General features: G+C 65.4%; 21 protein-coding genes. 8 read left to right on the top strand and 13 right to left on the bottom strand.

The window, feature by feature from the left end:
* The first annotated feature begins 39 nt into the window (after nucleotides 1–39).
* Nucleotides 40–1,734, top strand: coding sequence for a diguanylate cyclase (locus GW587_RS14475; protein ID WP_229259453.1), 1,695 nt, complete (start codon nucleotides 40–42; stop codon nucleotides 1,732–1,734).
* Here the strand turns inward: GW587_RS14475 and maiA are convergent, their stop codons facing one another.
* From maiA to GW587_RS14460, 3 genes are read right to left on the bottom strand one after another with little or no spacing between them, the layout of a single operon-like run.
* Nucleotides 1,735–2,379 carry a maleylacetoacetate isomerase gene (maiA, locus tag GW587_RS14470; protein WP_166104152.1) on the bottom strand — a complete coding sequence of 215 codons (645 nt, stop codon included), beginning with the start codon at nucleotides 2,377–2,379 and terminating at the stop codon, nucleotides 1,735–1,737.
* The gene (locus GW587_RS14465; RefSeq protein WP_166104149.1) at nucleotides 2,376–3,401 is read right to left on the bottom strand and encodes a fumarylacetoacetate hydrolase family protein; all 1,026 of its coding nucleotides are present in this window, start codon (nucleotides 3,399–3,401) and stop codon (nucleotides 2,376–2,378) included. Before GW587_RS14465 ends, maiA begins: the two co-directional genes overlap by 4 nt.
* Entirely contained in the window at nucleotides 3,398–3,940 is a 543-nt protein-coding gene (locus GW587_RS14460) for a VOC family protein (RefSeq protein WP_166104146.1), read from the bottom strand. The genes GW587_RS14465 and GW587_RS14460 overlap by 4 nt, the downstream gene beginning before the upstream one ends.
* Nucleotides 3,941–4,027: 87 nt before the next feature.
* Between GW587_RS14460 and GW587_RS14455 the strand changes: the two genes are divergently transcribed.
* From GW587_RS14455 to GW587_RS14445, 3 genes are all read left to right on the top strand, one after another.
* Entirely contained in the window at nucleotides 4,028–4,942 is a 915-nt protein-coding gene (locus tag GW587_RS14455) for a LysR family transcriptional regulator (RefSeq protein WP_166104143.1), read from the top strand.
* Nucleotides 4,943–5,019: 77 nt separating this feature from the next.
* Complete coding sequence (locus tag GW587_RS14450) at nucleotides 5,020–5,589, top strand: FMN-dependent NADH-azoreductase (RefSeq protein ID WP_166104140.1); 570 nt, start codon at nucleotides 5,020–5,022, stop codon at nucleotides 5,587–5,589.
* 34 nt (nucleotides 5,590–5,623) lie between these two features.
* Complete coding sequence (locus GW587_RS14445; protein ID WP_166104137.1) at nucleotides 5,624–6,202, top strand: gamma-glutamylcyclotransferase; 579 nt, start codon at nucleotides 5,624–5,626, stop codon at nucleotides 6,200–6,202.
* Here the strand turns inward: GW587_RS14445 and GW587_RS14440 are convergent.
* Nucleotides 6,194–7,348, bottom strand: a complete 1,155-nt coding sequence (locus tag GW587_RS14440) for a PA0069 family radical SAM protein (RefSeq protein ID WP_166104135.1) — start codon at nucleotides 7,346–7,348, stop codon at nucleotides 6,194–6,196. The two genes, GW587_RS14445 and GW587_RS14440, sit on opposite strands and share 9 nt — an antisense overlap.
* Nucleotides 7,349–7,532: 184 nt before the next feature.
* Here GW587_RS14440 and GW587_RS14435 point away from each other — a divergent pair, with 184 nt between their 5' ends.
* The 3 genes from GW587_RS14435 to GW587_RS14425 are packed head-to-tail and all read left to right on the top strand — an operon-like array spanning nucleotide 7,533 to nucleotide 12,840.
* Nucleotides 7,533–8,135, top strand: a complete 603-nt coding sequence (locus GW587_RS14435; RefSeq protein WP_166104132.1) for a DUF2760 domain-containing protein — start codon at nucleotides 7,533–7,535, stop codon at nucleotides 8,133–8,135.
* On the top strand, nucleotides 8,132–9,976 hold the full coding sequence (locus GW587_RS14430; RefSeq protein WP_166104129.1) for an Hsp70 family protein: 1,845 nt from the start codon (nucleotides 8,132–8,134) through the stop codon (nucleotides 9,974–9,976). Before GW587_RS14435 ends, GW587_RS14430 begins: the two co-directional genes overlap by 4 nt.
* On the top strand, nucleotides 9,973–12,840 hold the full coding sequence (locus GW587_RS14425; RefSeq protein WP_166104126.1) for an Hsp70 family protein: 2,868 nt from the start codon (nucleotides 9,973–9,975) through the stop codon (nucleotides 12,838–12,840). Before GW587_RS14430 ends, GW587_RS14425 begins: the two co-directional genes overlap by 4 nt.
* Here the strand turns inward: GW587_RS14425 and GW587_RS14420 are convergent.
* The 9 genes from GW587_RS14420 to GW587_RS14380 form a co-directional block, all read right to left on the bottom strand.
* A complete protein-coding gene (locus GW587_RS14420; RefSeq protein WP_166104123.1) occupies nucleotides 12,829–13,467 on the bottom strand; it encodes a tRNA-uridine aminocarboxypropyltransferase in 639 nt (212 codons plus the stop codon). The two genes, GW587_RS14425 and GW587_RS14420, sit on opposite strands and share 12 nt — an antisense overlap.
* Before the next feature lie 30 nt (nucleotides 13,468–13,497).
* Nucleotides 13,498–15,207, bottom strand: a complete 1,710-nt coding sequence (locus tag GW587_RS14415) for a methyl-accepting chemotaxis protein (RefSeq protein ID WP_166104121.1) — start codon at nucleotides 15,205–15,207, stop codon at nucleotides 13,498–13,500.
* A gap of 104 nt (nucleotides 15,208–15,311) precedes the next feature.
* A complete protein-coding gene (tssA, locus tag GW587_RS14410; protein WP_166104118.1) occupies nucleotides 15,312–16,166 on the bottom strand; it encodes a type VI secretion system protein TssA in 855 nt (284 codons plus the stop codon).
* A 9-nt stretch (nucleotides 16,167–16,175) separates the two neighbouring features.
* Nucleotides 16,176–18,779 (bottom strand): type VI secretion system ATPase TssH, encoded by a 2,604-nt coding sequence (tssH, locus tag GW587_RS14405; RefSeq protein WP_166104116.1) that lies wholly within the window; start codon nucleotides 18,777–18,779, stop codon nucleotides 16,176–16,178.
* A gap of 2 nt (nucleotides 18,780–18,781) precedes the next feature.
* Nucleotides 18,782–19,240 (bottom strand): type VI secretion system baseplate subunit TssE, encoded by a 459-nt coding sequence (gene tssE / locus GW587_RS14400; RefSeq protein ID WP_166104113.1) that lies wholly within the window; start codon nucleotides 19,238–19,240, stop codon nucleotides 18,782–18,784.
* 94 nt (nucleotides 19,241–19,334) lie between these two features.
* On the bottom strand, nucleotides 19,335–19,826 hold the full coding sequence (locus GW587_RS14395; RefSeq protein WP_166104111.1) for an Hcp family type VI secretion system effector: 492 nt from the start codon (nucleotides 19,824–19,826) through the stop codon (nucleotides 19,335–19,337).
* A 35-nt stretch (nucleotides 19,827–19,861) separates the two neighbouring features.
* Nucleotides 19,862–21,349: a type VI secretion system contractile sheath large subunit gene (tssC, locus tag GW587_RS14390; protein WP_166104108.1), complete on the bottom strand. Its 1,488-nt coding sequence runs from the start codon at nucleotides 21,347–21,349 to the stop codon at nucleotides 19,862–19,864.
* A 1-nt stretch (nucleotide 21,350) separates the two neighbouring features.
* Nucleotides 21,351–21,860 (bottom strand): type VI secretion system contractile sheath small subunit, encoded by a 510-nt coding sequence (gene tssB, locus GW587_RS14385; protein ID WP_166104105.1) that lies wholly within the window; start codon nucleotides 21,858–21,860, stop codon nucleotides 21,351–21,353.
* 24 nt (nucleotides 21,861–21,884) lie between these two features.
* Nucleotides 21,885–22,475 carry a hypothetical protein gene (locus GW587_RS14380; protein WP_166104102.1) on the bottom strand — a complete coding sequence of 197 codons (591 nt, stop codon included), beginning with the start codon at nucleotides 22,473–22,475 and terminating at the stop codon, nucleotides 21,885–21,887.
* 166 nt (nucleotides 22,476–22,641) lie between these two features.
* On the opposite strand from GW587_RS14380, the gene tssJ reads away from it, so the two are divergent.
* Nucleotides 22,642–23,202, top strand: coding sequence for a type VI secretion system lipoprotein TssJ (gene tssJ, locus GW587_RS14375; protein WP_166104099.1), 561 nt, complete (start codon nucleotides 22,642–22,644; stop codon nucleotides 23,200–23,202).
* The last annotated feature ends 13 nt before the right edge of the window (nucleotides 23,203–23,215 follow it).

The following is a 23,215-nucleotide window of genomic DNA, read 5'->3' as shown; positions in this document are numbered from 1 at the left end:
TCCCAATCAACGTTTTGCTTGCCGTCCATGCCCCCGACCATGCCGACCAGGGACCACCAGCTTGAGATTGTGTTGCGCCACCTGTGGCGCGGCCTGCTGCTGATCGCCATGCTGATCGCCGCGCCGTCATGGGCGGCGCAGGAGCGCAAGGTGCTGGTGCTGTATTCGCTGGGGTCCGATTCGGCATCGGCCTGGCAAGGCCTGGTGCAAAAGGGATTGACGGCGGAGCTGGCGCGGCGCGACCTGACTTCCGCGCTGGGCATTTTCGAAGAGCGCTTCGACGCCGTGCGCGTCGGCGACCAGCAGGCGCTGGCCAGCATGGAGCCCTACCTGCGCGCCAAATACGCAGGCATCAAGTTCGACGCCATCATCACCGAAAGCTACGTGGCCGGCCGCTTCCTCAGCGACCGCCCCGAACTGTTCCCCGGCGCGCAGCGCCATTACGTCAATTACGATCGCATGGGCTGGGCACCGACCGACGGCAAGGGCTACCTGGTGCAGGCCGACTTCGGACGCACCATCGGCATCGTTCCGCGCGTGGCGCCGAAGGTGCGCAAGGTGGTGGTCATCGGCGACGGCACCGAACGCATGCAGGAGTCGCTGGCGGCGGTGCGCAAGGCGGCCGACCAGTATCGCAGGGAGCTGGCGTTCGAATACTGGGACAACCTGAGTTACGCCGAGATGTACAGCCAGGCGGCGCAACTGCGGCCGGGCAGCGCGATCTTCCTGCTGCCCACGTATCACGACCGCACCGGTGAGCGGCGGCGCCCGGTGGACATCGCGCGCAAACTGGCGGCCACCACCCAGGTGCCGATCTTCACCAACTGGGCAGCGGTGGTGGTGCCCGGCGTGGCCGGCGGCTATGTGGTCAGCGCGGAACGGATCGGCCGCGCCATCGCCGACATCCTGATGCAGCGCCAGCCGGACATCGGCGGCATCCCGGGCTACCTGTTCGACCACGGAGCGATCCAGCGCTTCCATCTGCAAAACATCCCGCCGACCGCGCAGATCCTGAATCGCCCGCAGAGCATATTCCGCCAGTACCTGTGGCAGATCCTCGCCGGCGGCGCGCTGATCGTGGTCGAGGGGATATTGATTTCGGCGCTGGTGGTCTCGCTGCGCAGCCGGCGCCAGACGCTGTGCGCGCTGCACGATGAACGCAACCAGCTGGAGGAGCGCGTGCTGCAGCGCACGCTGGAGCTGAGCGCCGCCAACACCAAGCTGGAACAGCTGGCCACCACCGATCCGCTGACGGGTATCGGCAACCGCCGCCGCATGACGGAGCAGATCAACAAGGAGCTGGAGCGCAGCCGCCGCTTCAGGCATCCGCTGTCGCTGCTGATGGTGGATATCGATCACTTCAAGAACGTCAACGACCTGCACGGCCATGAGGCGGGCGACCGCGCCATCGTCGCGGTGTCGCGTGCGCTGGCCAGCGGCATGCGCAGCATCGACATGGCGTCGCGCTTCGGCGGCGAGGAGTTCGTGCTGCTGATGCCGGAGACCGATATCGACGTCGCCAGCAGCGCCGCCGAGCGGCTGCGCGCCGACGTCGCCGCGCTGCGCATCGCCGGCGACAAGGGCGACGAGATCACGCTCACCATCAGCATCGGCGTGGCGGCGTCGTACCCAGACGCCGCATCGCCGGACAGCGCATCGTCGCTGCTGTCGCGCGCGGACAAGGCGCTGTACCAGGCCAAGCACGCGGGCCGCGACCGCGTGGTGAGCTGCTGACTATTCGGCGTCCGGCTGCTGCGACGGGTGCGCCGATTGAAAGGCCGGCAGCGCGGCGCAATTGGCGTGGATGCGCATGATGGTCGGATACGGCGCCAGGTCGACGCCGAAGCGCTGCGCGCCGAACACCTGCGGCACCAGGCAGCAGTCGGCCAGCGTCGGCGTGTCGCCGTGACAGTAACGGCCCGTTTGCGGATCGTTGGCCAGCAGCGTCTCCAGCGTCGCCATGCCGGCGCGCAGCCAGTGCTGCTGCCATTCCAGCTTGACCTCTTCCGGCAAGGCCATCTCGCCCTTCAGGTACTTCAGCACGCGCAGGTTGCCCAGCGGGTGCGTGTCCGCCGCGACGGTCAGCGCCAGCGCACGGACGCGGGCGCGGCCCAGCGCATTCGACGGCAGCAATGGCGTTTGCGGGCGCGTCTCTTCCAGGTACTCGATGATGGCCAGCGATTGGCCGATGACGTTGCCTTCGTCCTCCAGCGTCGGCAGCAGCATCGCCGGATTGACGGCGCGGTAGGCGTCGCTCAATTGCTCGCCGCCGTTGCGCAGCAGATGTACCGGCGACGCCTCGTACGGCAGTCCCTTCAGGTTCAGCGCGATGCGCACACGGTACGCGGCCGAGCTGCGGAAGTAGGTGTACAACTTCATCGCGCGCGCTCCGCGTAGTGCGTCACCGTTTGCGCGATGGCGCCGAAGATGCTGGCGCCCTGCGCGTCCTTCATCTCGATGCGGACGCTGTCGCCGAACTTGAGGAACGGCGTTTGCGGTTTGCCGCCCTCGATGGTTTCGTACATGCGCACTTCGGCCAGGCAGCAGTAACCCACGCCGCCGTTGGCGATGCTGGATCCGTGCAGGCTGCCCTGCTTGTTCGACACCGTGCCGGAACCGATGATGGTGCCGGCCGCCAGCTCGCGCGTGGCGGCGGCGTGCGCCACCAGCTGCGCGAAGTTGAAGCTCATGTCTTCGCCGGCGTTCGGCTTGCCGAACGGCTGCCGGTTCAGGTCCACCAGCAGCGGCAGGCGCAGCTTGGTGTCGGCCCAGTCCGCGCCCAGTTCGTCCGGCGTGACGGCGACCGGCGAGAACGCGCTGGCGGCCTTGGACTGGAAGAAGCCGAAGCCCTTGGCCAGTTCGTTCGGGATCAGATTGCGCAGCGAGACGTCGTTGACCAGCATGACCAGGCGGATCGCCTTCGCCGCGTCGTCGACCGAGACACCCATGCCCACGTCGCCGGTGATGACGGCGACTTCCGCTTCCAGGTCGATGCCCCAGTCTTCCGACAGCGCGTAGATGGCGTCGCGCGGGCCGATGAAACTGTCCGAGCCGCCCTGGTACATCAGCGGGTCGGTGTAGAACGAGGCCGGCACGTCGGCGTTGCGCGCCTTGCGCACCAGCTCGACGTGGTTGATGTAGGCCGATCCGTCCGCCCATTGATAGGCGCGCGGCAGCGGCGAGTGGCATTGCTGCTGGTCGAAGGGCTTGGCGTCGACCGCGTCGCCGCTGTTCAGCGTCGCGTAGACCTGCTCCAGGCGGGCCGCGACCAGATCCCAATGATCCAGCGCGTGCTGCAGCGTGGCGGAGATCTTCGGCACGTGCTGGTATTGCGTGAGATCGCGGCTGACCACGACCAGGCGGCCATCGCGGCTGCCGTCCTTCAGGGTGGCGAGCTTCATGCCGACACCTCCGCCGCCGGCGCGTGCATCCACGCGGCGTGCTTGGGCGCCTTGCGGGTCCTGGACCACTCTTCCAGCATCTCCCATTTGACTTCGTCGAGCTTTTGCATCATCTCCGGGGTGCCGGTGTTGACCGCCAGTTCCAGCCGATGGCCGTTAGGATCGAAGAAGTAGATCGACTTGAAGATGGTGTGGTTGACCGGGCCGATGACGCTGACGCCGCCGGCGACCAGGCGCTCTTTCGCGGCCAGTAGTTCATCCATGGTCTCGACTTCCATCGCCAGGTGCTGCACCCAGGCCGGCGTGTTCTGGTCGCGGTCCATCGGCGCCTGCGTCGGCAGTTCGAAGAAGGCCAGCACGTTGCCGTGGCCGGCGTCCAGGAACACGTGCATGTACGGATCCGGCGCCTTGGTCGAGGGCACTTCGTCCTCGGCGATGGCCAGCACGAAGTTCATGTTCAGGTGCTTGACATACCACTCGACGGTTTCTTTGGCGTCCTTGCAGCGGTAGGCCACGTGGTGAATTTGCTTGATTTTCATAGGTGTCTCCAACTTGGTTGCCACATTAGATGACAGTTTCAGATATCATACAAACAGTATTTTTCCTTCGATTTATCAGAATCTCTTATGAATCCCAGCTTGCGACAAATGCGGGCGCTGGTGGCGCTGGCGAAGACCGGCAGCTTCACACTGGCCGCCGACCACCTCAACGTGACGCAATCGGCGCTGAGCGGCCAGATCAAGGAGCTGGAACAGATGCTCGGCGTGCGCGTGGTCGAGCGTACCACGCGCAAGACGCAGCTGTCGGAGCAGGGACGCGAACTGTACCCGCTGTTCGATAAGATGCTGCACGACCTCGACCGCGCGATGGCCGACATCGCCAGCCGCAAGGCGCTGAAGCAGGGATCGGTGCGGGTGGCAGCGCCGCAGATGCTGTCGTGCACGCTGCTGCCGGAGGTGATCGCCGCCTACCGCGTCCGTCATCCGGAAATCCAGGTGCGGTTGGCCGACAGCCCGGTCGAGCAGGTGGCGGCGCGGGTGTTCAGCGGCGAGGCCGACTTCGGCATCGGCCCGGAGCGCGACGCCACCGCCGAGATCGAAGCGCGGCCGCTGTTTGAAATGCCGTTCGTGGTGGTGTATCCGCCGGATCACGAACTGGAGCGGCGCGAGCGCATCACCTGGACCGACGTCGACCAGTTCCCGTTCATCGCCTTGCAGGGTCAGTTCACCGAGCGGCTGTTGCGCGATATGCACGTCTCGTTCCGCGAACTGTCGCTGAGCCCGTACAACGAAGTGACCTTCATGACCACCGCGCTGGCCATGGTGCACGCGCGGCTGGGCATCACCGTCTGCCTGCCGTATGCGGAGAAGATGGTGCAGCTGTACGGCCTGAGAATGCGGCCGCTGGTGGACCCGGCGCTGACGCGGCGCTTCGTCGTCTACACCCGCAACGCGCGCGCGCTGTCGCCGGCGGCGGAAAGTTTTGTCATTTTTTTACAGGAATTTGTCGCGGCGCATGAGTGGAATTTGCCCGCGATTTGACAGTCTTGCCAGTTGTAAAAATCTGTTGCACTTAATTTATTGTCGTATGGAATGTCGCGTGTGTATGCTGTGCGCCTATGAATATTCTGCACATCGATTCCTGCGCCCTGGGCGACAGCAGCGCCTCGCGCCAATACACCGCCGCCATCGTTTCTCAACTGACGATCGCCGACCCGCAAGCCAATCTGCTGTATCGCGACCTGGCTGCGGCCCCCCTCTCACACGCCAGCGGACCGCTGCTGCAAGTGCTGAGCGAACGATGGGATGCCAGCATTCCCATGAGCACCGAACTCAGTGCCGAGGCCTTGCAAAGCGCATCGCTGCTGCAAGAGTTTCATGACGCCGACCTGGTCGTCATCGGCGCGCCGATGCACAACTATTCCGTGCCGTCGACGCTGAAGGCCTGGCTGGATCGCCTGCTGGAATTGACCGCTTTGAAAGCATGCAAGGAAGACAATGCCAACAAGCGCGTGATCCTGGTGACCTCCAGCTGCACCTTCGTCGGCAACACGCCGATGGAATCGTTGATGGACCACCATGAAACGCTGTTGAAGGCGGCCTTCACCTCGCTGGGCGTCACCCGGCAGCATGTGCTGCGCAACAACACCGATCTGTCGCAACCCCTGGAGTTCAAAGCAGCAGCGTGATGTTAGCGCTATCGATGTTCTATAATTTAGCATCATGACTGCAGACACCATCGCCATCAACCAAAGGATGGATCAGTTCGACGGCCATCACAGCGTATGGCTGTTCGGCTACGGCTCGCTGATCTACAAGGCCGACTTCCCTTACCTGCAACGCCGCCCGGCGAGCATCGCCGGCTGGACGCGGCGTTTCTGGCAAGGCTCGCACGACCATCGCGGCACGCCGGAAGCGCCGGGCCGCGTGGTGACCATCATCGAAGAGGCCGGCGCGATCTGCCACGGCATGGCCTACCTGATCACGCCGGAAGTGTTCGCCCATCTCGACCACCGCGAAAAGAACGGCTATCTGCGGCTGGCCATTCCCATCGCCTTCGACGACGGCGACCAGGTCGAAGGCCTGGTCTACATCGCCACGCCGGACAACACCGCCTTCCTCGGCGCGGCCTCCGAGCAGGAAATCGCGCACCACATCGCCCGTTCCGCCGGCCCCAGCGGCCCGAACAGCGATTACCTCAACCATCTGGCCAACGCCTTGCGCGAGCTGGGCCGGCACGACCAGCACGTGTTCGACATCGAGCGGCATCTGGCCGTCTTGCAGCGCGCGCCTTCAGAATAAATCCAACTGGCCCGCGTCGGCCGCCTTGGCGCGCGCGCCCAGCGGCGGCACCACCAGCGGCCGGGTGAATTGCGACGCGTCCAGCGTGTGGAAGCGGCTGCCGTGTCCGGCCAGGCCGAGCCGTTCGCTGGCGATCTTGACCCGCTGCCGTATCAGCTCGGCCCACACGCCCTCGCCCTTCATGCGGGTGGCGAAGTTGCTGTCGTAGTCTTTACCGCCGCGCATTTCGCGGATGCGGTTCATCACGCGCTGCGCCCGCTCCGGGAAGTGTGCCTCCAGCCATTGATGGAACAACGGCGCCACCTCCCACGGCAGGCGCAGCACGGTGTAGTGCGCGCTGACGGCGCCGGCTTCCTTGACCGCCTCCAGGATTTTTTCAATATCCGGCTCGGTGATGAAGGGAATGATGGGCGCGATGCTGACTGCGACCGGAATGCCGGCGTCGGTCAGCGTGCGGATGGTGCGCAAGCGCCGCGCCGGCGCCGCCGCGCGCGGTTCCAGCGTGCGCGAGATCGCCGGGTCCATCGTGGTCAGCGTGATGGCGACGCCGGCCTGGTGCCTGGCCGCCATCGCGGACAGGATGTCGATGTCGCGCTCGATCAGCGAGGACTTGGTGATCAGCCCGACCGGGTGCTGGCATTCCTGCAGCACTTCCAGCACGCGGCGCGTGAGTTTCAGTTCGCGCTCGCAGGGCTGGTAGGCGTCGGTGTTGACGCCGAGCGCGATCGATTGCGCTTCGTAGCCCGGCTTGGCCAGCTCGCGCCGCAACACCTCCGGCGCGTTGACCTTGGCGAAGATCTTGCTCTCGAAATCCATGCCCGGCGACAGGCCGAGATAGCTGTGCGTCGGCCGCGCGAAGCAGTAAATGCAGCCGTGCTCGCATCCCCGGTAGGGATTGAGCGAGACGCTGAACGGCAAGTCCGGCGATGCGTTGCGGCTGAGGATGGATTTGCAGTGTTCGTCGGTGACCTGGGTTTTCCATGGCGCGGCTTGCTCTTCTTCGCGCTCCCAGCCGTCGTCGTAAGCTTCGCGCGCGTTGACCTCGAAACGGCCTTGCAGGTTCGATACCGCGCCCCGCCCCTTTTGCGCCTTCAGCGAAGGCGGAGGGAGCATCACGTGCTCGTGGTTGTTTTCATCGTGGGACATGGCATCGGCCTGAATACTGTATATATATACAGTATTTTATGCCTGCGAAACGCACAGATCAAGCGAAATATCAATGGTGCGGGGCCGCCGCTTGGGCGCGCGGAGGCTAGCTGGTATCATGCAGGGCTTCCGGGAGAGCACCTCTCCGCGCGCCATGCGCGCCCCCACCCTACACGAGTACAACATGATTAATTCAACTCAAGCACTGCCGTCTTTTTTCAGCCGGATTTCGATCGCCATCGGCGCCTTCTTCCGCGCCCTGTCCGACGCTGAATACGCTGCGCGCCTGAACCGCATCGACGACCCGATGCCGCAACCGGCCGCCGCGCCCGCTCCTGCCCCCGTTCCTGCGCCCGCACCAGCGCCCGCCCCTGCGCCCGCCGCCGCGCCGATCATCCTGCGCGAAGCGACGCCCGACGCCGCGCTGCAACTCCTGAGCCTGTTCCAACGCGAAGCCCGCCTGATCGACTTCACCCAGGAAAACCTGAGCGCCTATTCGGACGCCGACATCGGCGCCGCCGCGCGCGTGGTGCATGAAGGCTGCAGCAAGGTGCTGCGCGAGCACTTCACCATCGAACCGGTGCGCGCCGAAGCCGAAGGCAGCCGCATCGAACTGGCGGAAGGCTTCGACGCCGCCGCCGTACGTCTGACCGGCAACGTGGTCGGCAAGGCGCCGTTCCGTGGCGCCTTGAGCCATCGCGGCTGGCGCGCGTCCAACGTGCGCCTGCCGAAACTGGCCGAAGCGCACGACGCCGCCATCCTGGCCCCGGCGGAGGTGGAGTTATGAGCGATCCACGCTACGCCATCGGCATCGACCTCGGCACCACGCACAGCGCGCTGTCGTATGTGGACCTGCAAGCCAGCGACGGCGAAAAGACCCGACACGGCGTGCTGGCGATTCCCCAGCTGACCGCGCCCGGCACGGTGGAAGAGCTGCCGCTGCTGCCGTCCTTCCTGTACCTGCCGCACGCCGACGAACTGGCGCCGGGCGATTTGAGCCTGCCATGGCCGCAGTCGGCCGAAGAACAAAGCGGCGTGGCCGGCGAGATGGCTCGCAGCCGTGGCGCCACCACGCCGATCCGCCTGGTGTCGAGCGCGAAGAGCTGGTTGAGCCATCCCGGCGTCGACCGCCGCTCCGCGCTGCTGCCGAACGACGCGCCGGAGGAAGTCACGCGCGTCTCGCCGCTGGAGGCGTCGACCCGCTACCTGTCGCACCTGCGCAAGGCTTGGGAGCAGGCGCACCCCGACGCGCCGTTCGGCGAACAGGCGGTCACCGTCACCATTCCCGCGTCGTTCGATCCGGGCGCGCGCGAGCTGACCGCCGATGCGGCGCGCGCGGCCGGCTACACCAACCTGACCTTGCTGGAAGAGCCGCAAGCGGCCCTGTATAGCTGGATCCAAGGCAGCGAAGGCCGCTGGCGCAAGGACGTCAAGCCGGGCGACATCATCCTGGTGGTGGACGTGGGCGGCGGCACCAGCGACTTCTCGCTGATCGCCGTGCTGGAACGCGACGGCGTGCTGGAACCGCACCGCATCGCGGTCGGCGATCACATCCTGCTCGGCGGCGACAATATGGACCTGGCGCTGGCCCATCTGGTGGCGCGCAAGCTGGCCGCCAACGGCACGCAGCTGGATGCGTGGCAGATGCGCGCGCTGACCTACGGCTGCCGCAGCGCCAAGGAAAAACTGCTGGCCGACGCCAGCGTCGAGACCTGGCCTATCGTCGTGCCGAGTCGCGGCTCGAAACTGATCGGCGGTTCGATCCGCACCGAACTGACGCGCGATGAGGTGACGACCTTCATCCTCGACGGTTTCTTCCCTGCGGTGGAAGCGTCGGCGCGGCCGGCGGTGCGCACCCGCGCCGGCCTGACGCAGCTTGGCCTGCCGTATGCGCAGGACGCGGGCATCACGCGCCATCTGGCGGCGTTCCTGGCGCGCCAGGTCGGCGCCACCAGCGAACTGGAAGGCTATGCCGGCAAGCAGAACGCCGACGCGACTTTCCTGCATCCGACGGCGGTGCTGTTCAATGGCGGCGTGTTCAAGTCGGATCTACTGGCGCAGCGCATCATGGGCACGCTCAACGACTGGCTTTACCTCGAAGGCGCCGAGACCGCGCGCATGCTCGACGGCGCCGATCTCGATCTGGCGGTGGCGCGCGGCGCGGCCTACTACAGCTACGTGCGTCGCGGCAGCGGCGTGCGGATTCGCGGCGGCACGGCGCGTTCGTACTACGTCGCGATCGAATCGGCGATGCCGGCGATTCCCGGCATGGAGCCGCCGATCCAGGCGCTGTGCGTGGCGCCGTTCGGCATGGAGGAAGGCAGCGAGATCGAATTGCCGAATCAGGAATTCGGTTTGGTGGTCGGCGAGCCGGTGCAGTTCCGCTTCTTCGGTTCGTCGGTGCGTCGCCAGGACCAGATCGGCGATCTGCTCGATTTCTGGGGCGCCGATGAGCTGATCGAAATGAACGAGATCGAAGCCAACCTGTCGCCGGAAGGCCGCGTGGCGGGCGATGTGGTGCAGGTGCGCTTGCATGCGATGGCGACCGAGTCCGGCACGCTGGAGCTGCAGGCGGTGGCCAACGACGGCCAGCGCTGGAAGGTGGAGTTCGACGTTCGCGCGGCATGAGTAAATACGTCGTCAGCATCGACCTCGGCACCACCAACACGGTGATGGCCTATGCGGAAGCCGGCAGCGCCGAGATCCGGCTGTTCGAGATCGATCAGCTGACGGCGCCCGGCGAGATCGGTGCGGCGGCGTTGCTGCCGTCCCTGCGCTATCACCCGGCGCAGGGTGAGTTGGCGGACGGCGAGACGCAACTGCCGTGGCGCCTGGACGATGTGGCCGGCCTGTCGCAAGTGGTGGTGGGCCGCCTGGCGCGGAAGCTGGGCGCGCAGGTGCCGGGCCGCGTGGTGGCCAGCGCCAAGAGCTGGCTGTCGCATCCTCAGGTGGATCGCATGGCGGCCATCCTGCCCTGGGGTGCTGAGGCCGATGTCGCCAAGGTGTCGCCGGTGGCGGCCAGCGCTTCGTATCTGGCGCATCTGCGCGGCGCGTGGAATACGCGCTATCCCGCGCATCCGCTGGAACAACAGCAAATCGTATTAACCATTCCCGCTTCGTTCGACGAGGGCGCGCGCGCGCTGACGCTAGAGGCCGCGCACATGGCTGGCCTGCCCGGCCTGCGCTTGCTGGAGGAACCGCAGGCGGCGTTCTACGACTGGCTGTTCCGCCAGCGTGCGACGTTGACGGCGGATCTGGCCGAGACGCGCCTGATCCTGGTGTGCGACGTGGGCGGCGGCACCACCGACTTCAGTCTGATCAAAGTGGAGATGACCGATGGGCAGCCGCGCATCAGCCGCATCGGCGTCGGCAATCATCTGATCCTCGGCGGCGACAATATGGACCTGGCGCTGGCGCACCTCGTCGAGTCGCGCCTTGCCGCAGCCGGCGGTGCGGCTGGCGGCACCGCGGAGCGGCTGTCGTCGAGCCGCCTGTCGCAGCTGGCGGAGCGCTGCCGCGCGGCGAAGGAACAGCTGCTGGCGGCGGACGCGCCCGAGCGCACCACGGTGACGCTGCTGGGCTCCGGCTCTCGCTTGATCGGCGGCTCCCGTTCCGTCGACCTGACACGCGACGAAGTGAGCGCGCTGGTGGTGGACGGCTTCTTTCCCCTCAACGCAGCGCAGGAAGCGGCAAGGCGCGGACGCGGCGCCATCGTCGAATTCGGCCTGCCCTACGCCAGCGACGCCGCCATCACGCGTCACCTGGCCAGCTTCCTGATGCAGCATGCCGCCGCCGCGCGCGAAGCGCTCGGCCTGCCGGCGGACCACGCGGGCATACCGGTGCCGGACACGCTGCTGCTGAACGGCGGCGTGTTCCGCGCCGACGCCCTGGCGCGCAGGTTGGAGGCGGTGCTGGCGCAATGGCGTGGCGCAGCGCTGCGGATTCTGCACAACGACAATCCCGACGTCGCGGTCGCGCGCGGCGGCGCAGCTTACGCGCTGGGCCAATCGGGTCTGGCGCCGGTGATCGGCGGCGGCTCCGCGCGCAGCTACTTCCTGCTGCTGGACGATGAAGCACATGCCGACAAGCCGCGCCGCGCGGTCTGCATCCTGCCGCGCGGCAGCGCGGAGAATCGCGAAGTCCTGCTGGCCGATCGCAGCTTCGCCCTGCGCCTCGGCCGGCCGGTGCGCTTCCACCTGGCTTCGTCGACGTCCGACGCGGCCGCGCCGCAAGCTGGGGAGCTGGTCGACCTGCAACCCGGCGAATACGTCCAGTTGCCGCCGATCGCCACGGTGCTGCGCGACAGCGGCGCGTCCGGCGCCCGCAAGGAAATCCCGGTGCGGCTGGCGGCATCGCTGAGCGAAGTCGGCACGCTGGAGGTGCACTGCGTCGCCAGCGAGGACGCGCAGCGCTGGCTGCTGGAGTTCCAACTACGCGGCGACGCGGCGCCGCCCAGCAACGATGAAGGCGCGATGCCGGCGGGTCTGGGCGCCGCCATTGAAAAAATCGACCGCATCTTCGGCAGCCGCGCGCAGCAGGTCGAGCTGAAAGAAGTGAAGCAACTGCGCGCACAGCTCGAACAGCTGCTGGGCAGCCGTGAAAGCTGGCACACGCCGCTGCTGCGCCGCCTGTTCGACGCACTGTTGGAACGCGCCAAAGGCCGCCGCCGCTCGTCCGAGCATGAACGCGCGTGGCTCAATTTAAGCGGCTACTGCCTGCGTCCCGGCTTCGGCCACACGCTGGACGAGTGGCGCATCGACCAGCTGTGGGCGATGTACGAAACCGGCATCCAGCACCACAAGGACAGCCAGGTCTGCGCGGAATGGTGGACGTTGTGGCGCCGCGTGACGGGCGGCTTGAGCGTCGCAGCGCAATTGCGCGTGCTGGACGATTTCGCCTTCAACGTGCAGGCCGATGCGCAGGAACGCGGACGCCGCCCGGTCACGCTGGTCAATGGCAGCGAGGAGGACATGCTGCGCCTGGGCGCGTCGCTGGAGCGCATTCCGGGCAATTACAAAGCCGAAATCGGCGCGTGGATGCTGGGACAATTGGAGGCGGCCAACAAGGCGGCGGCCAAAGCAGCACTCAACAAGACCCGCAGCGGCGCGGCCGATGCCGCCAAGGCCGAAGCGACGCAAGGCCGCTTTCTGTGGGGCCTGAGCCGCGTCGGCGCGCGCCAGCCCTTCCACGGCAGCGCTCACGATGTGGTGGAGGCCTCCGTGGTCGAACAATGGCTGGCCGCGATACTGGCATTGGATTGGAAGAAGGTGGAGCCGGCCGGCTTCGCCGCATCGCACCTGGCCCGCATGACCGGCGACCGCTCGCGCGACATCAACGAAGCGCTACGCGCGGAAATCCTGCGGCGGCTGTCCGCAGCAGGCGCTCCCGCCAACTGGAGCGCGATGGTGCGTGAAGTCGTGCAACTCGATCAAGCCGACGAAAAACGCATGCTGGGCGACGCCCTCCCGCCCGGCCTCAAGCTAATCGCCTGAAGCGACGTAGCCAGCCTGCTGCGCGACGAAACCGTCGAACGCGTCGATCAGCGGAGTGAATTGGTGCTCGTTATTTTCCAGTTGCGCCAGCGCGTAGACCGTGGCTTCCAGCGTCGACAGCTGGTCCGGCAAATGCGCTTTGCGGATCAGGTAGTGCGACGGCGGCGTGTCGCGCAGCGGCAGACGCGGTAGCGATTGCAGCGCGGGATTCAAGTAAAGCATCTTGCGACTCTTGCGCCACGTGCCGTCCAATACCACCAGCCGCAATTGCTGCGGCTCGCGCAGCCAGGCCGGATCGAACGGAATCGGCGACGCCAGGCCGAGCAACTTGTCGGCCGCGGTGTCAGGGTAGAGCAACACGTTTCGGCGATCAGGCGACAGCAGATTCCGCAACCGATCGGCGTCGAATGTCTCGCCCACTTCCAACCGGCTGTTGGCCAGGCTTAGATGAAGCAAGCGCGCGCTGCCCTTGGCGTTGGCGACTTCCATCGGATGCTGCAGGATCAGCACCTCCACCTGATTGGAGAGCGCCGTCACCCAGCGACATATGCAGGTACGCAGCGGGCGCTGGCAGGTTGCGCAGAGCGGGCGTGTTGTGTGTGGTGCGCTGTCGGTACCGGTCGTCATGGACGCCATTGTACCGAAGCGCTGCGGGGCTTAGAACTCTTCCCAGTCGCCGCCTTCGGTGGCGGCGGCCGTTACACGTTTGGCCGCAGGCTTGCTGGCCGGCTTGGCGGCCGGCGCGGCGACGGCCTTGGGACGTTTCAGCGGCGCGACGACGAGCGACGGTGCGCGCACCAAGGCCGGCTGCGCCGGCGGCAAGCTGCGCGCGTCCAGCTTGAACACGCTGACCACGTCCGCCAGCTTGGCCGACTGCTCCTGCATCGATTCGGCCGCCGCCGCAGCCTCCTCCACCAGCGCCGCGTTCTGCTGCGTCACCTGGTCCATCTGCGTGATCGCATCGTTCACCTGGGCGATGCCGATGCTCTGCTCTTCGCTGGCGTTGCTGATCTGGGTCATGATCTGCGTGACGCGGCTGATGCTCTGGACGATTTCGTCCATCGTCTGACCGGCCTTGTCGACCAGGTCCGAACCCAGCGCCACTTTGCGCACCGAGTCGTCGATCAAACCCTTGATGTCCTTGGCGGCGGAGGCCGAACGCTGCGCCAGATTGCGCACCTCCGAGGCCACCACCGCGAATCCGCGTCCCTGCTCGCCGGCGCGCGCCGCTTCCACCGCCGCATTCAGCGCCAGGATATTGGTCTGGAACGCGATGCTGTCGATGACCGAAATGATGTCGACGATCTTGCGCGAGGAATCGTTGATCGATCCCATGGTGTCGACCACCTGCCCCACCACCAAGCCGCCACGGCTGGCGATCTCCGATGCGCTGATCGCCAGCTCGTTGGCCTGGCGCGCGTTCTCGGCGTTGAAGCGCACGGTCGATGTCAGCTCCTCCATCGACGACGCGGTCTCCTCCAGTGAACTGGCTTGCTCCTCGGTGCGCGACGACAGGTCCTGGTTGCCGGCGGCGATCTCGCTCGACGCCGTCGCCATCAACTCAGTGCCGTTGCGCACCTGTCCGACGATGTTGACCAGGTTGGAGTTCATGGTTTTCAGGGCGTTCATCAATTGTCCGGTTTCGTCGCTGCTGTGCACCTGGATATCGCTGGTCAGGTCGCCCGAGGACACGGTCTCCGCGACCTTCACCGCTTCATTGATCGGGCGCGTGATGGTGCGAGTGATCCACCACGCGGCGACGATGCCCATCGCGATCGCGGCCATGCCCAGCATAATCAGCAGCGCGCGGCCGCTCTTGTACTGTTGCTGGATATCGGCGGCGGCCGCGTCCAGCAAGGCTTCCTGCTTCTCGGTGAAGGTTTTCAGCGCGGCCAGGTAGCGGATGCGGCTCTGGGTCATGTCGCCTTCATAGATCTTGCGGCCGGTATCCAGATCGCCGGCGTTCTTCGCCACGAACACCGCCTTGCGGAAGTCGGTGTAGCTCTTGCGCGTGTCCAGTACCTGCTTAAACAGCGGCTTGAGTTCTTCGTTGTCGAGGGACTTGCCAATCTGGTCCTGGATCTGCGTGGCGCGTGCCGAGGATCCGGCCATCAAGGCCTCCAGGTTTTTTTGATCGGCCGGGTCGGCGACCATCCACGCGCCGGTGGTGCGGGCGGCGTTGACTTCGATGATCTTGCCCCATTCCGCGGTCAGACGTTCGTCGCGGATCTTCACGTTGATCATCTCATCGGTCAGCGCGCTGGCGCTGCTGAGGCGCAGGATGCCGATGACCGTCATCGCCGTCAACAACAGCAGGATGAGTGAGAAGCCGAAACCGAGGCGCGTACCGATCTTCAGATTGTTCATGGCGGACTCCTAGCATAAAAGTCTGGTTTGTCCAGTTCATGCTAGCACCAAATGTCCAAAAACTATCGCTTGAGAAAGAAAGATTATGCGCTGCGGTGCAGCATTCACCCGTTCACCGTGGTCGCGCCCAGCAGTTCTTCGACGCCGGCGATGGCGGCCGGATCCTTGATGACGGCGCGCAGCCACACATGCAAGGGCATCTCGCCCCAGCTCGCGGCCTTGTCGGCCAGGTAGGCGACTGGACTGTGGGGCTCGGTGCTGCGGAAGAAATCCGCTACGAGGCGCAGCTGCAGCAAGGCTTGCGCACGATTCTGCGGCGTACCGCCGAGCGTCGTGGTAGCGCTGCCAACGGCCGCCTCGCCGCCGCCCGTCGACGCGACGATGGCGCCCGCCGGCGCCAGGCTTCGAACCACGGACAGCAGGACTTCCTTGGCCGCGCTGAATCCGGGACCATCCGCGCCGAGTTGCGTATCTACCACGCGTTCCAGGCCGGAGAGCATGGCAAGACAGTATTCGGCGTCGTCCAGTTGCGCGGCCGGCGCTTCCTTGACCAGCGCCGGGGTGCGCGACAAGAGCCAGAACAGGTTGCCGATGCGTTGATCGTAGTCGCCGTCGTCGGCCGGCGGATACAGGCCGTCCCAGTAATGCTCGCACAGACCGGCCAGCACCGCGTAGCCGTCGCCGAGGCCACGCAGGCCGCGCGTCCTGGCCTCGGCCTCGGCCAGCCAGACCGCCAGACGCAAGTCCTTGCTGCGCGATTCGATCATGCCGGCGCAGCGGGAGGCGACGAAGTCCCAATCGGCCTCCTTCAGCGCGGACAGCCATTCTCCCTGGTCCAATGTCGGATCGTCGTATTGGCGCGCCTGCGCGATCTGGTCCACTTCGCTGCTGAAGGAGAGATCGTCGCCGCAGCTTTTGTCGGCGCTGATGGGCAGCAGCAGTTGTGCGATGCTAAACATGGCGTTCTCCTATTTGATCGTGTATTTGAACTGCCCCTTGGCGTTGGCGCCGACCTTGATCCGGGCGATCGCCGCGCCTTGCGCCATTTTCTCCAGCACCGCTGCGGCGATTTCCGGCAGCAGCGTGCCGTTGAGCATATGATCGACATTGCGGGCGCCGGAATCGACTTCGGTGCAGCGGGTCAGCACAGCGTCGACCAGTCCGTCGTCCCAGGTGAATTCGGCATGATGGTGCTCGCCGATGCGCCGCCCGATGTGCGCCAGCTTGAGGGCGATGATCCGCGCCAGCACATCGTCCGGGATCGGATAGTACGGCACCACTTTCAACCGACCGAGGAAGGCAGGCTTGAAATACTTAATCAATTGGGGACGCAGCAGATCCTCCAGCGCGTCCGGCGCCGGCGGCCGCTCCTGGTTCAGGCAGGCCTGCATGATGGCGGCCGATCCCGCGTTGGAGGTGGCAATGATGATGGTGTTGCGGAAGTCGATCTCACGCCCTTCGGCGTCGTCCATCACGCCTTTGTCGAAGACCTGGAAGAATAATTCGGTCACATCGGGATGGGCCTTTTCGATTTCATCGAGCAGCACCACGCTGTAGGGATTGCGCCGCACCGCCTCGGTCAGCACGCCACCCTGGCCGTAGCCGACGTAGCCGGGCGGCGAGCCTTTCAGGCCGGAGACGCTGTGTGCTTCCTGGTATTCGCTCATGTTGATGGTGATGAGTTTGCGCTCGCCGCCATACAGTTGATCGGCAAGCGCCAGCGCGGTCTCGGTCTTGCCGACGCCTGACGGACCCACGAACAGGAACACACCTTTCGGCTTGTTCGGGTCATCCAGGTTGGCGCGCGCGGTGCGTACCCGCTGCGCCACCGCTTCGATGGCGTGCGGCTGGCCGAGTATGCGGGCCTGCAAGGCGTCCTTCAGATTCAGGACGGTGCGGATTTCGTCCTTGACCATCTTACCCAGCGGGATGCCGGTCCAGCCGGAGACGATGGCGGCCACGGTCGCGGCGTCGACTTCCAACGGCACCATCGGCGTATCGCCCTGCAGGCCCGCCAGTTCCGCCTTGAGCGCCTGCACGTCGGCCGCGCCGTCGGCCTCCGCGCGCAGGCGCGTGATCGCAGCGACGATGGACTGCTCGCGCCGCCATGCTTCGCTGTGCGCCGTATGGGCCGCTTGCAGTCCGGCGCGGACCTCCGCCAGCTGTTGCAGGCGCCTGCCGCGCTGCGATGTCGGCCGGTCCGCATCGTTCTCACGCGTCAGCGCGGAGATCTCGGCATCGACGCGCGCCATCTCGCTGGCGGAGAATTCGATCAATGCCGGCGTGCCGCTTTGCGCCAGCGCGACCCGGGCGCAGGCGGTATCGAGCACGCCGACCGCCTTGTCCGGCAGCTGACGGCCGGTAATGTAGCGATGCGACAGCCGCACCGCCTCCGTCACCGCTTCGTCGCGGATGCGGATACCAAAGTGAGATTCCATCAACGGCGTCATCGCGCGCAGCATGGCGGCGGCGACATCCTCGGTCGGCTCCTCCACCTTGACTACCTGGAAGCGCCGCGCCAGGGCGGCATCCTTCTCGAAGTACTTCTTGTATTCGCTCCAGGTGGTGGCGGCGATGGTGCGCAATTCACCGCGCGCCAGCGCCGGCTTGAGCAGGTTGGCGGCGTCGTTCTGGCCTGCCGCGCCGCCGGCGCCTATCATCGTGTGCGCCTCGTCGATGAAGAGAATGATGCCGTGCGGGCTTTGCTTCACTTCGTCGATGACGTTTTTGAGACGGTTCTCGAACTCGCCCTTGACGCTGGCACCGGCCTGCAAAAGGCCCATGTCCAGCGCGCGGATCTCCACGCCGCGCAGCACTTCCGGCACGTGCTCCGCCGCGATGCGGATCGCCAGCCCTTCCACCACCGCCGTCTTGCCGACGCCGGCCTCGCCGGTGAGAATGGGATTATTCTGGCGACGCCGCAGCAGGATATCGATCAGCTGGCGGATCTCCTTCTCGCGGCCGATCACCGGATCGAGCTTGCCTTCGCGCGCCAATGCGGTCAGGCTGATGGTGAATTGGTCCAGCGCCGGCGTGCGCGGCCCGGACTGCGGCGCCAGATCGGCCAGTGGCGCAGTGGGGGTGACACTGGGTTCCTCCTGCGATCCCTGGGTGTATTTTTCCAGCTTGTGTTTGACCTCATCGATCGGAATGCGCGCGAACAGCGGCGAGGCGCGTTGCGCCAACTGCGCCAGTTCCGGCTCGGTCAGTAGCGCCACCAGCAGATGCCCGCTGCGGATGCGGTCCGGCTGCGTCGTCGACAACGAGGCGATCAGCCACGCGTGCTCCAGCAGCAGCGGCAGGTGGCGCGAGAACACCGGGGTGCGGGTGCTGCCGGTCTTGAACTGGCTGACCTCACGATGCAGGTCCGCCTCCAGCGCATCGATGCCGATGCCGCAGGCGCGCACGATCAGCGCCGCATCGCAGCGCTCCTGCTCCAGCAAGGCCAGGAACAGATGCTCGACTTCGACTTCATACTGACCCAGCGCGACGCAAATACTCGCCGCGCGCGTGGCGGCCAGCCGGGAAGTGTCGTTCAACTTGCCGATCAGCGTTTTTAAATTCAGGTTCATGTTCAGGCTCCGCGTCCACTACGGTTGATCGAATAGTGCTGCGACGAAGGCTGCAGCACCGCGTCGAAGCTGACCGCTTCGCTGTAAGGCATGCCGGCCAGCGTTGCGCTGATGGCGAAGCGCACGCGGTTGATGGCCCCGGGTTCGCGCTCCAATCGCGCCTGCACGTTGCGCAGCCGTGGCTCGTGGCGGTCGATGGCCGCCTTCAACGCCGCGCAGATGCGGGCGCGGTCCTCGCTGCTGCTCAGGCACATGCCGGCGAAGTCGATCAGGCCGTAGTTGACGATGGAGCGGGCGCATTCCGGATACGCCGCCAACATCGATGCCGGCAGCGCGCAACGGGTGTTGAGCAGGTCTTCCAGGTCGCGCGCCACGGAATCCTTGAATTGTTCGAGCGTCAAGCCGTCGACGTCATGCTCGCCGAGCAGACGGTCCAACAGACCGGGAGTAAAACCGTTCATCGCAAGCCCCCGAAAAAAAAGCCAGGCCAGGCCGGCCTGGCCGAAAAGCGCGCCGCGATGCCCACCGCGGCGGCCGTGGAGACCCATCGTGTGCTCAAACGATGCGGTTGGTGGACAAGTCCCAACCGCCGGAGGTGTTGCCGCCGGCGCCGCCGCTGATTTTTTGCTGCGTGTACTTCCACTTGATCTTGGAGAATTTGAACGCCACGTCCTCGGTGAGGATGTCGCCTTCCTCCACGGCCGGCGACACGGCGCCGATCAGCACATTGTCGATTTCGATCTCGAAGTACTTGACGCGCTCGCCCTGTGCGTCGGCGCGCATGAACTCGAACCGGGCCTTGGGGATGGTGCGGCCGGCCGAGCAGGTTTGCAGCAGGATCGGCGACGCCAGGTCGGCCAGCTTGGAGATCACGATGTCGCGATGCTCGCAACGCTCGGCGGTGTGGCCGCCGCCGGTGGAGGCGGTGGCGGATTTCGGCTGCTCGACGCCGAAGCTGACCGATTTGCACTCGATCCAGTCCTTGTGGCGGTCATCGTTGGACTCGCCCTTGATGCCATCAATGTACAGATAGACGTCGATTGCCATTGCATGCTCCTGTCTCAGGTTGTTGTGGAAGATGATTAGTTGGTCGACTGCGGCAACTCCGCGACCAGTCGGAGGGAAACCGATAACTCATCGAGCTGGAAGTGCGGACGCAGGAAGGAGACGGCGCGGTACACGCCCGGCCGCCCCGCCACTTCATGCACCTGCACCGACGCCTCGCGCAGCGGGAACTGCGCCTTCTGTTCCTGGCTGGCGTTGTCGTCCAACAGCACATACTTCATCAGCCAGCGATTGAGGAAATCTTCGACATTCGAGGCGGCGGCGAAGCTGCCGATTTTGTCGCGCATCATGGCCTTCATGTAATGCGCGATGCGCGACACCGCGAAGATGTACTGCAGTTGGGACGACAGCACCGCGTTGGCGTTGGCCGCCTCCGAGTTGTACTTCTTCGCCTTCTGCGCCGACTGCGCGCCGAAGAAAGCGGCGTAGGCGGTGTTCTTGCAGTGGACCAGCGAGATGAAACCCAGATCGCTCAGCTCCTTTTCACGGCGGTCGGTAATGGCCACCTCGGTTGGGCACTTGAGCGCGACCTCGCCCTCGTCGGTCTTGAAGGTGTGCGTCGGCAGGTCGTCCACCAGGCCGCCGCCCTCGACGCCGCGAATCGCCGCGCACCAGCCGAAATCGTCGAAGGCCTTGGTCAGCTTGGCGCCAAAGGCGTAGGCCGCGTTACACCACAGGTACTTCTGATGGTCGGTGCCGTCCACTTCCTCGACGAAGTTGAAGCCTTCGACGGTGGTGCCGTCGACCGGATTGAACGGCAGGCGGCCCAGGAAGCGCGGCAGCGCCAGACCGACGTAGCGCGCATCCTCCGATTCGCGGAAGGCCTTCCACTTGGCGTATTCCACGGTATCGAATACCTTGGACAGATCGCGCGGCTTGCCAAGGTCGCCGTAGCTCTCCAGCCCAAACAGCTCGGGCGCCGCCGATGCGATGAACGGTGCATGCGAAGCCGCCGCCACATGCGACATCTGCTCGATGAAGTACATGTCCTCCGGCTGGCGCGAGATCTCGAAGTCGCCCAGCAGAGCGGCGTAAGGCGCGCCACCGAAGGTGCCGAATTCCTCTTCGTAGACTTTCTTGAACATTGAGCTCTGATCGAATTCCAGCGCCGACTGGAAGTCCTTCACCAATTCCCGCTTGGTGGCGTTGAGCATGCGGATCTTCAGGCCCTGGCCGGTGGCGGAATTCTTCACCAGATAATGCAGGCCGGTCCAGCTCTGCTCCAGTTTCTGGAACGCCGGCGCGTGCATGATGGCGCTCAGCTGGCTGGAGATCAGGCGGTCCAGCTCCGCCACCCGCGCGTCCAGCGTCGCCGACAGATTGTTCGACACCACCACCGTCCCTTGCAGCACCTGGCTGACCAGTTCCGAGATGATGTCCTTGGCGCGCTCGTGCTCCACCGTCGACTTGGCGACCTTGCTTTGCTCGACGATCTGGTCCAGCAGGCTATCGCCATCCGCCGCCGGCGGCAAGGCCGCCACTGCTTGATTCGCTTGGGATGGCATGTCAGTTCTCCGTGGTGGGCTTGGTGGTTTTCAGTGTGACCAGCTTGTCGGTGTTGTTGAGTACATCGCTCAGAATGTCTTCCAGCTTGTCGTTGCCGGCCAACTTGTTGCGCAGGTCGGCCAGCTTGCCGCGCGCCTCCAGAAGTTTGCTGAGCGGCTCGACTTGCCGCACCACCGATTCCGGCCGGAAGTCGGCCATCGACTTGAAGCGCAGTTCCACATTGAAGCTGCTGTCGTCGCCACTGAGCTGGTTCGGCACCTGGAAGCGCGCCACCGGCTCGACGCCGCCCAGCACCTCATCGAAATTTCCGCTGTCGATGTTGACGAACTTGCGATCCTTCAGGCGCTTTTTCTCGGCGTCCGAATTGCCGCCGAAATCGCCGACCACGCCGACCACGAAAGGCAGCTCCTTGTTTTCCATCGCATCGCCGATTTCCACGTCGTAGGTCATTTGCACCCGTGGCGGCCGCACCTTGGTCAGGCGTTTTTGAACACTGTCACCGTTAGCCATACATGCTCCGTAGTAGAAGAAGGATTACTTCAATCCGCCGAAAGGATCGCTGTTGTTGGTTTGATTCCGGGTCGGCGTGGCCGCCGCTTTTTTCGCCGGCGCCGGCGCCGGTGCGGACTTGCGCGCCGCCGGATTCGCCGTCGGCACCAACACGTCTTCGCCAAGGCTGGTGCGCAGCAGCTTCGCCAGATCCTGCGCTTCGGAACGCAGCGATCCGTTCAAGTTGTTTTGCTGGCTCAGGTCCGACAGCGCCTTGGTCGACAGGCGCAAGCCGCTGACGGCGACGATGCTGTTGCCCAGCTTATCGGTTGGGTCGCGCTGCAAGGCCTCCAGCGCGTTCATGATCGCTTCGCCATAGCTGGCGCGGTCGAATTTGATCTGCGCCATGTGCAGCCAGGGCGACTTCTCGGCCGGGAAGTGGGTGGCGGCGCTTTTCAGGATGCCTTGCGCCTTGTCGTTCTGGCCCGCCGCCAGCGCGGTGTCGGCGTCGGCCAGCGCGCGCTCCAGCGTCGATGCCTGCGGCTTCTCGGCGCGGATGGAGTCGCCGTCCGTCGCGCAGCCCGACAACAGCAGCAGGCTCGCCACACAGGGCAACCAGGTTCTTGGTGTGATCATCAGTTCCTCCTTTTCCGTAAGCGGACAGCAGGGGACCCATTATTCATGAACGCAATTGACTGCAATTGCGCTTTCGCAAGCGATGTGCCGTTTCCGTTTTGCTTGAGCCGCCGCAAATTCGGCCGCCGCGTGTTTCGTTCTAATGCATGGATCGCTTGGAGAAAACATGACTGCAACGAAGATAATCGTGATCGCGGCACTACTGGCATTGCAAGGTTGCGCGGACGGTATGCTCGCCGGCCTGCGCAAATCGCCCGAGCTGCCGGACACGCAAAAGCCGGCGCGCGGTGTGGCCATACGCCTGCACGCGAGCCCGAACCTGAACGCCGGCGCAGGCGGCCAACCGCTTGCGCTGGCGACCCGCATCTACAAGCTGCGCCAGCCGGCGGCATTCCAGCGAATCGCGTTCGATGGCTTTCTCAGCCAGCACAGCGAGCGCGAATTGCTCGGCAATGATCTGCTGGAGGTCAAGGAGGTGATGCTGATCCCTGGCCAGCGCTACGAGATCGTCGAGAAGGTCACGCGCGAAGCGTATTACATCGGCGTGGTCGCACTTTTTCGCACGCCGGCGGAGAACCGCTGGCGGCTGGTGTTCGCCGCCGCCGACGGGGAGAAATCCGGCATCACCGTCGGCCTGCATGCCTGCGCGCTCAGCGCGGGTGCGGGCGCCGACCCCATCACCGCCAGCGACGCGGGCAATCCGCTGGCCACCTTGCGCTGCAAATAAACCGGGAGAGGCG

This window comes from Duganella aceris (assembly GCF_011090165.1).
GTDB lineage: Bacteria > Pseudomonadota > Gammaproteobacteria > Burkholderiales > Burkholderiaceae_D > Rugamonas > Rugamonas aceris.
The sequence above is the reverse complement of the archived record's forward strand: the minus strand, read 5'-3'. Positions and strand labels throughout refer to the sequence as shown.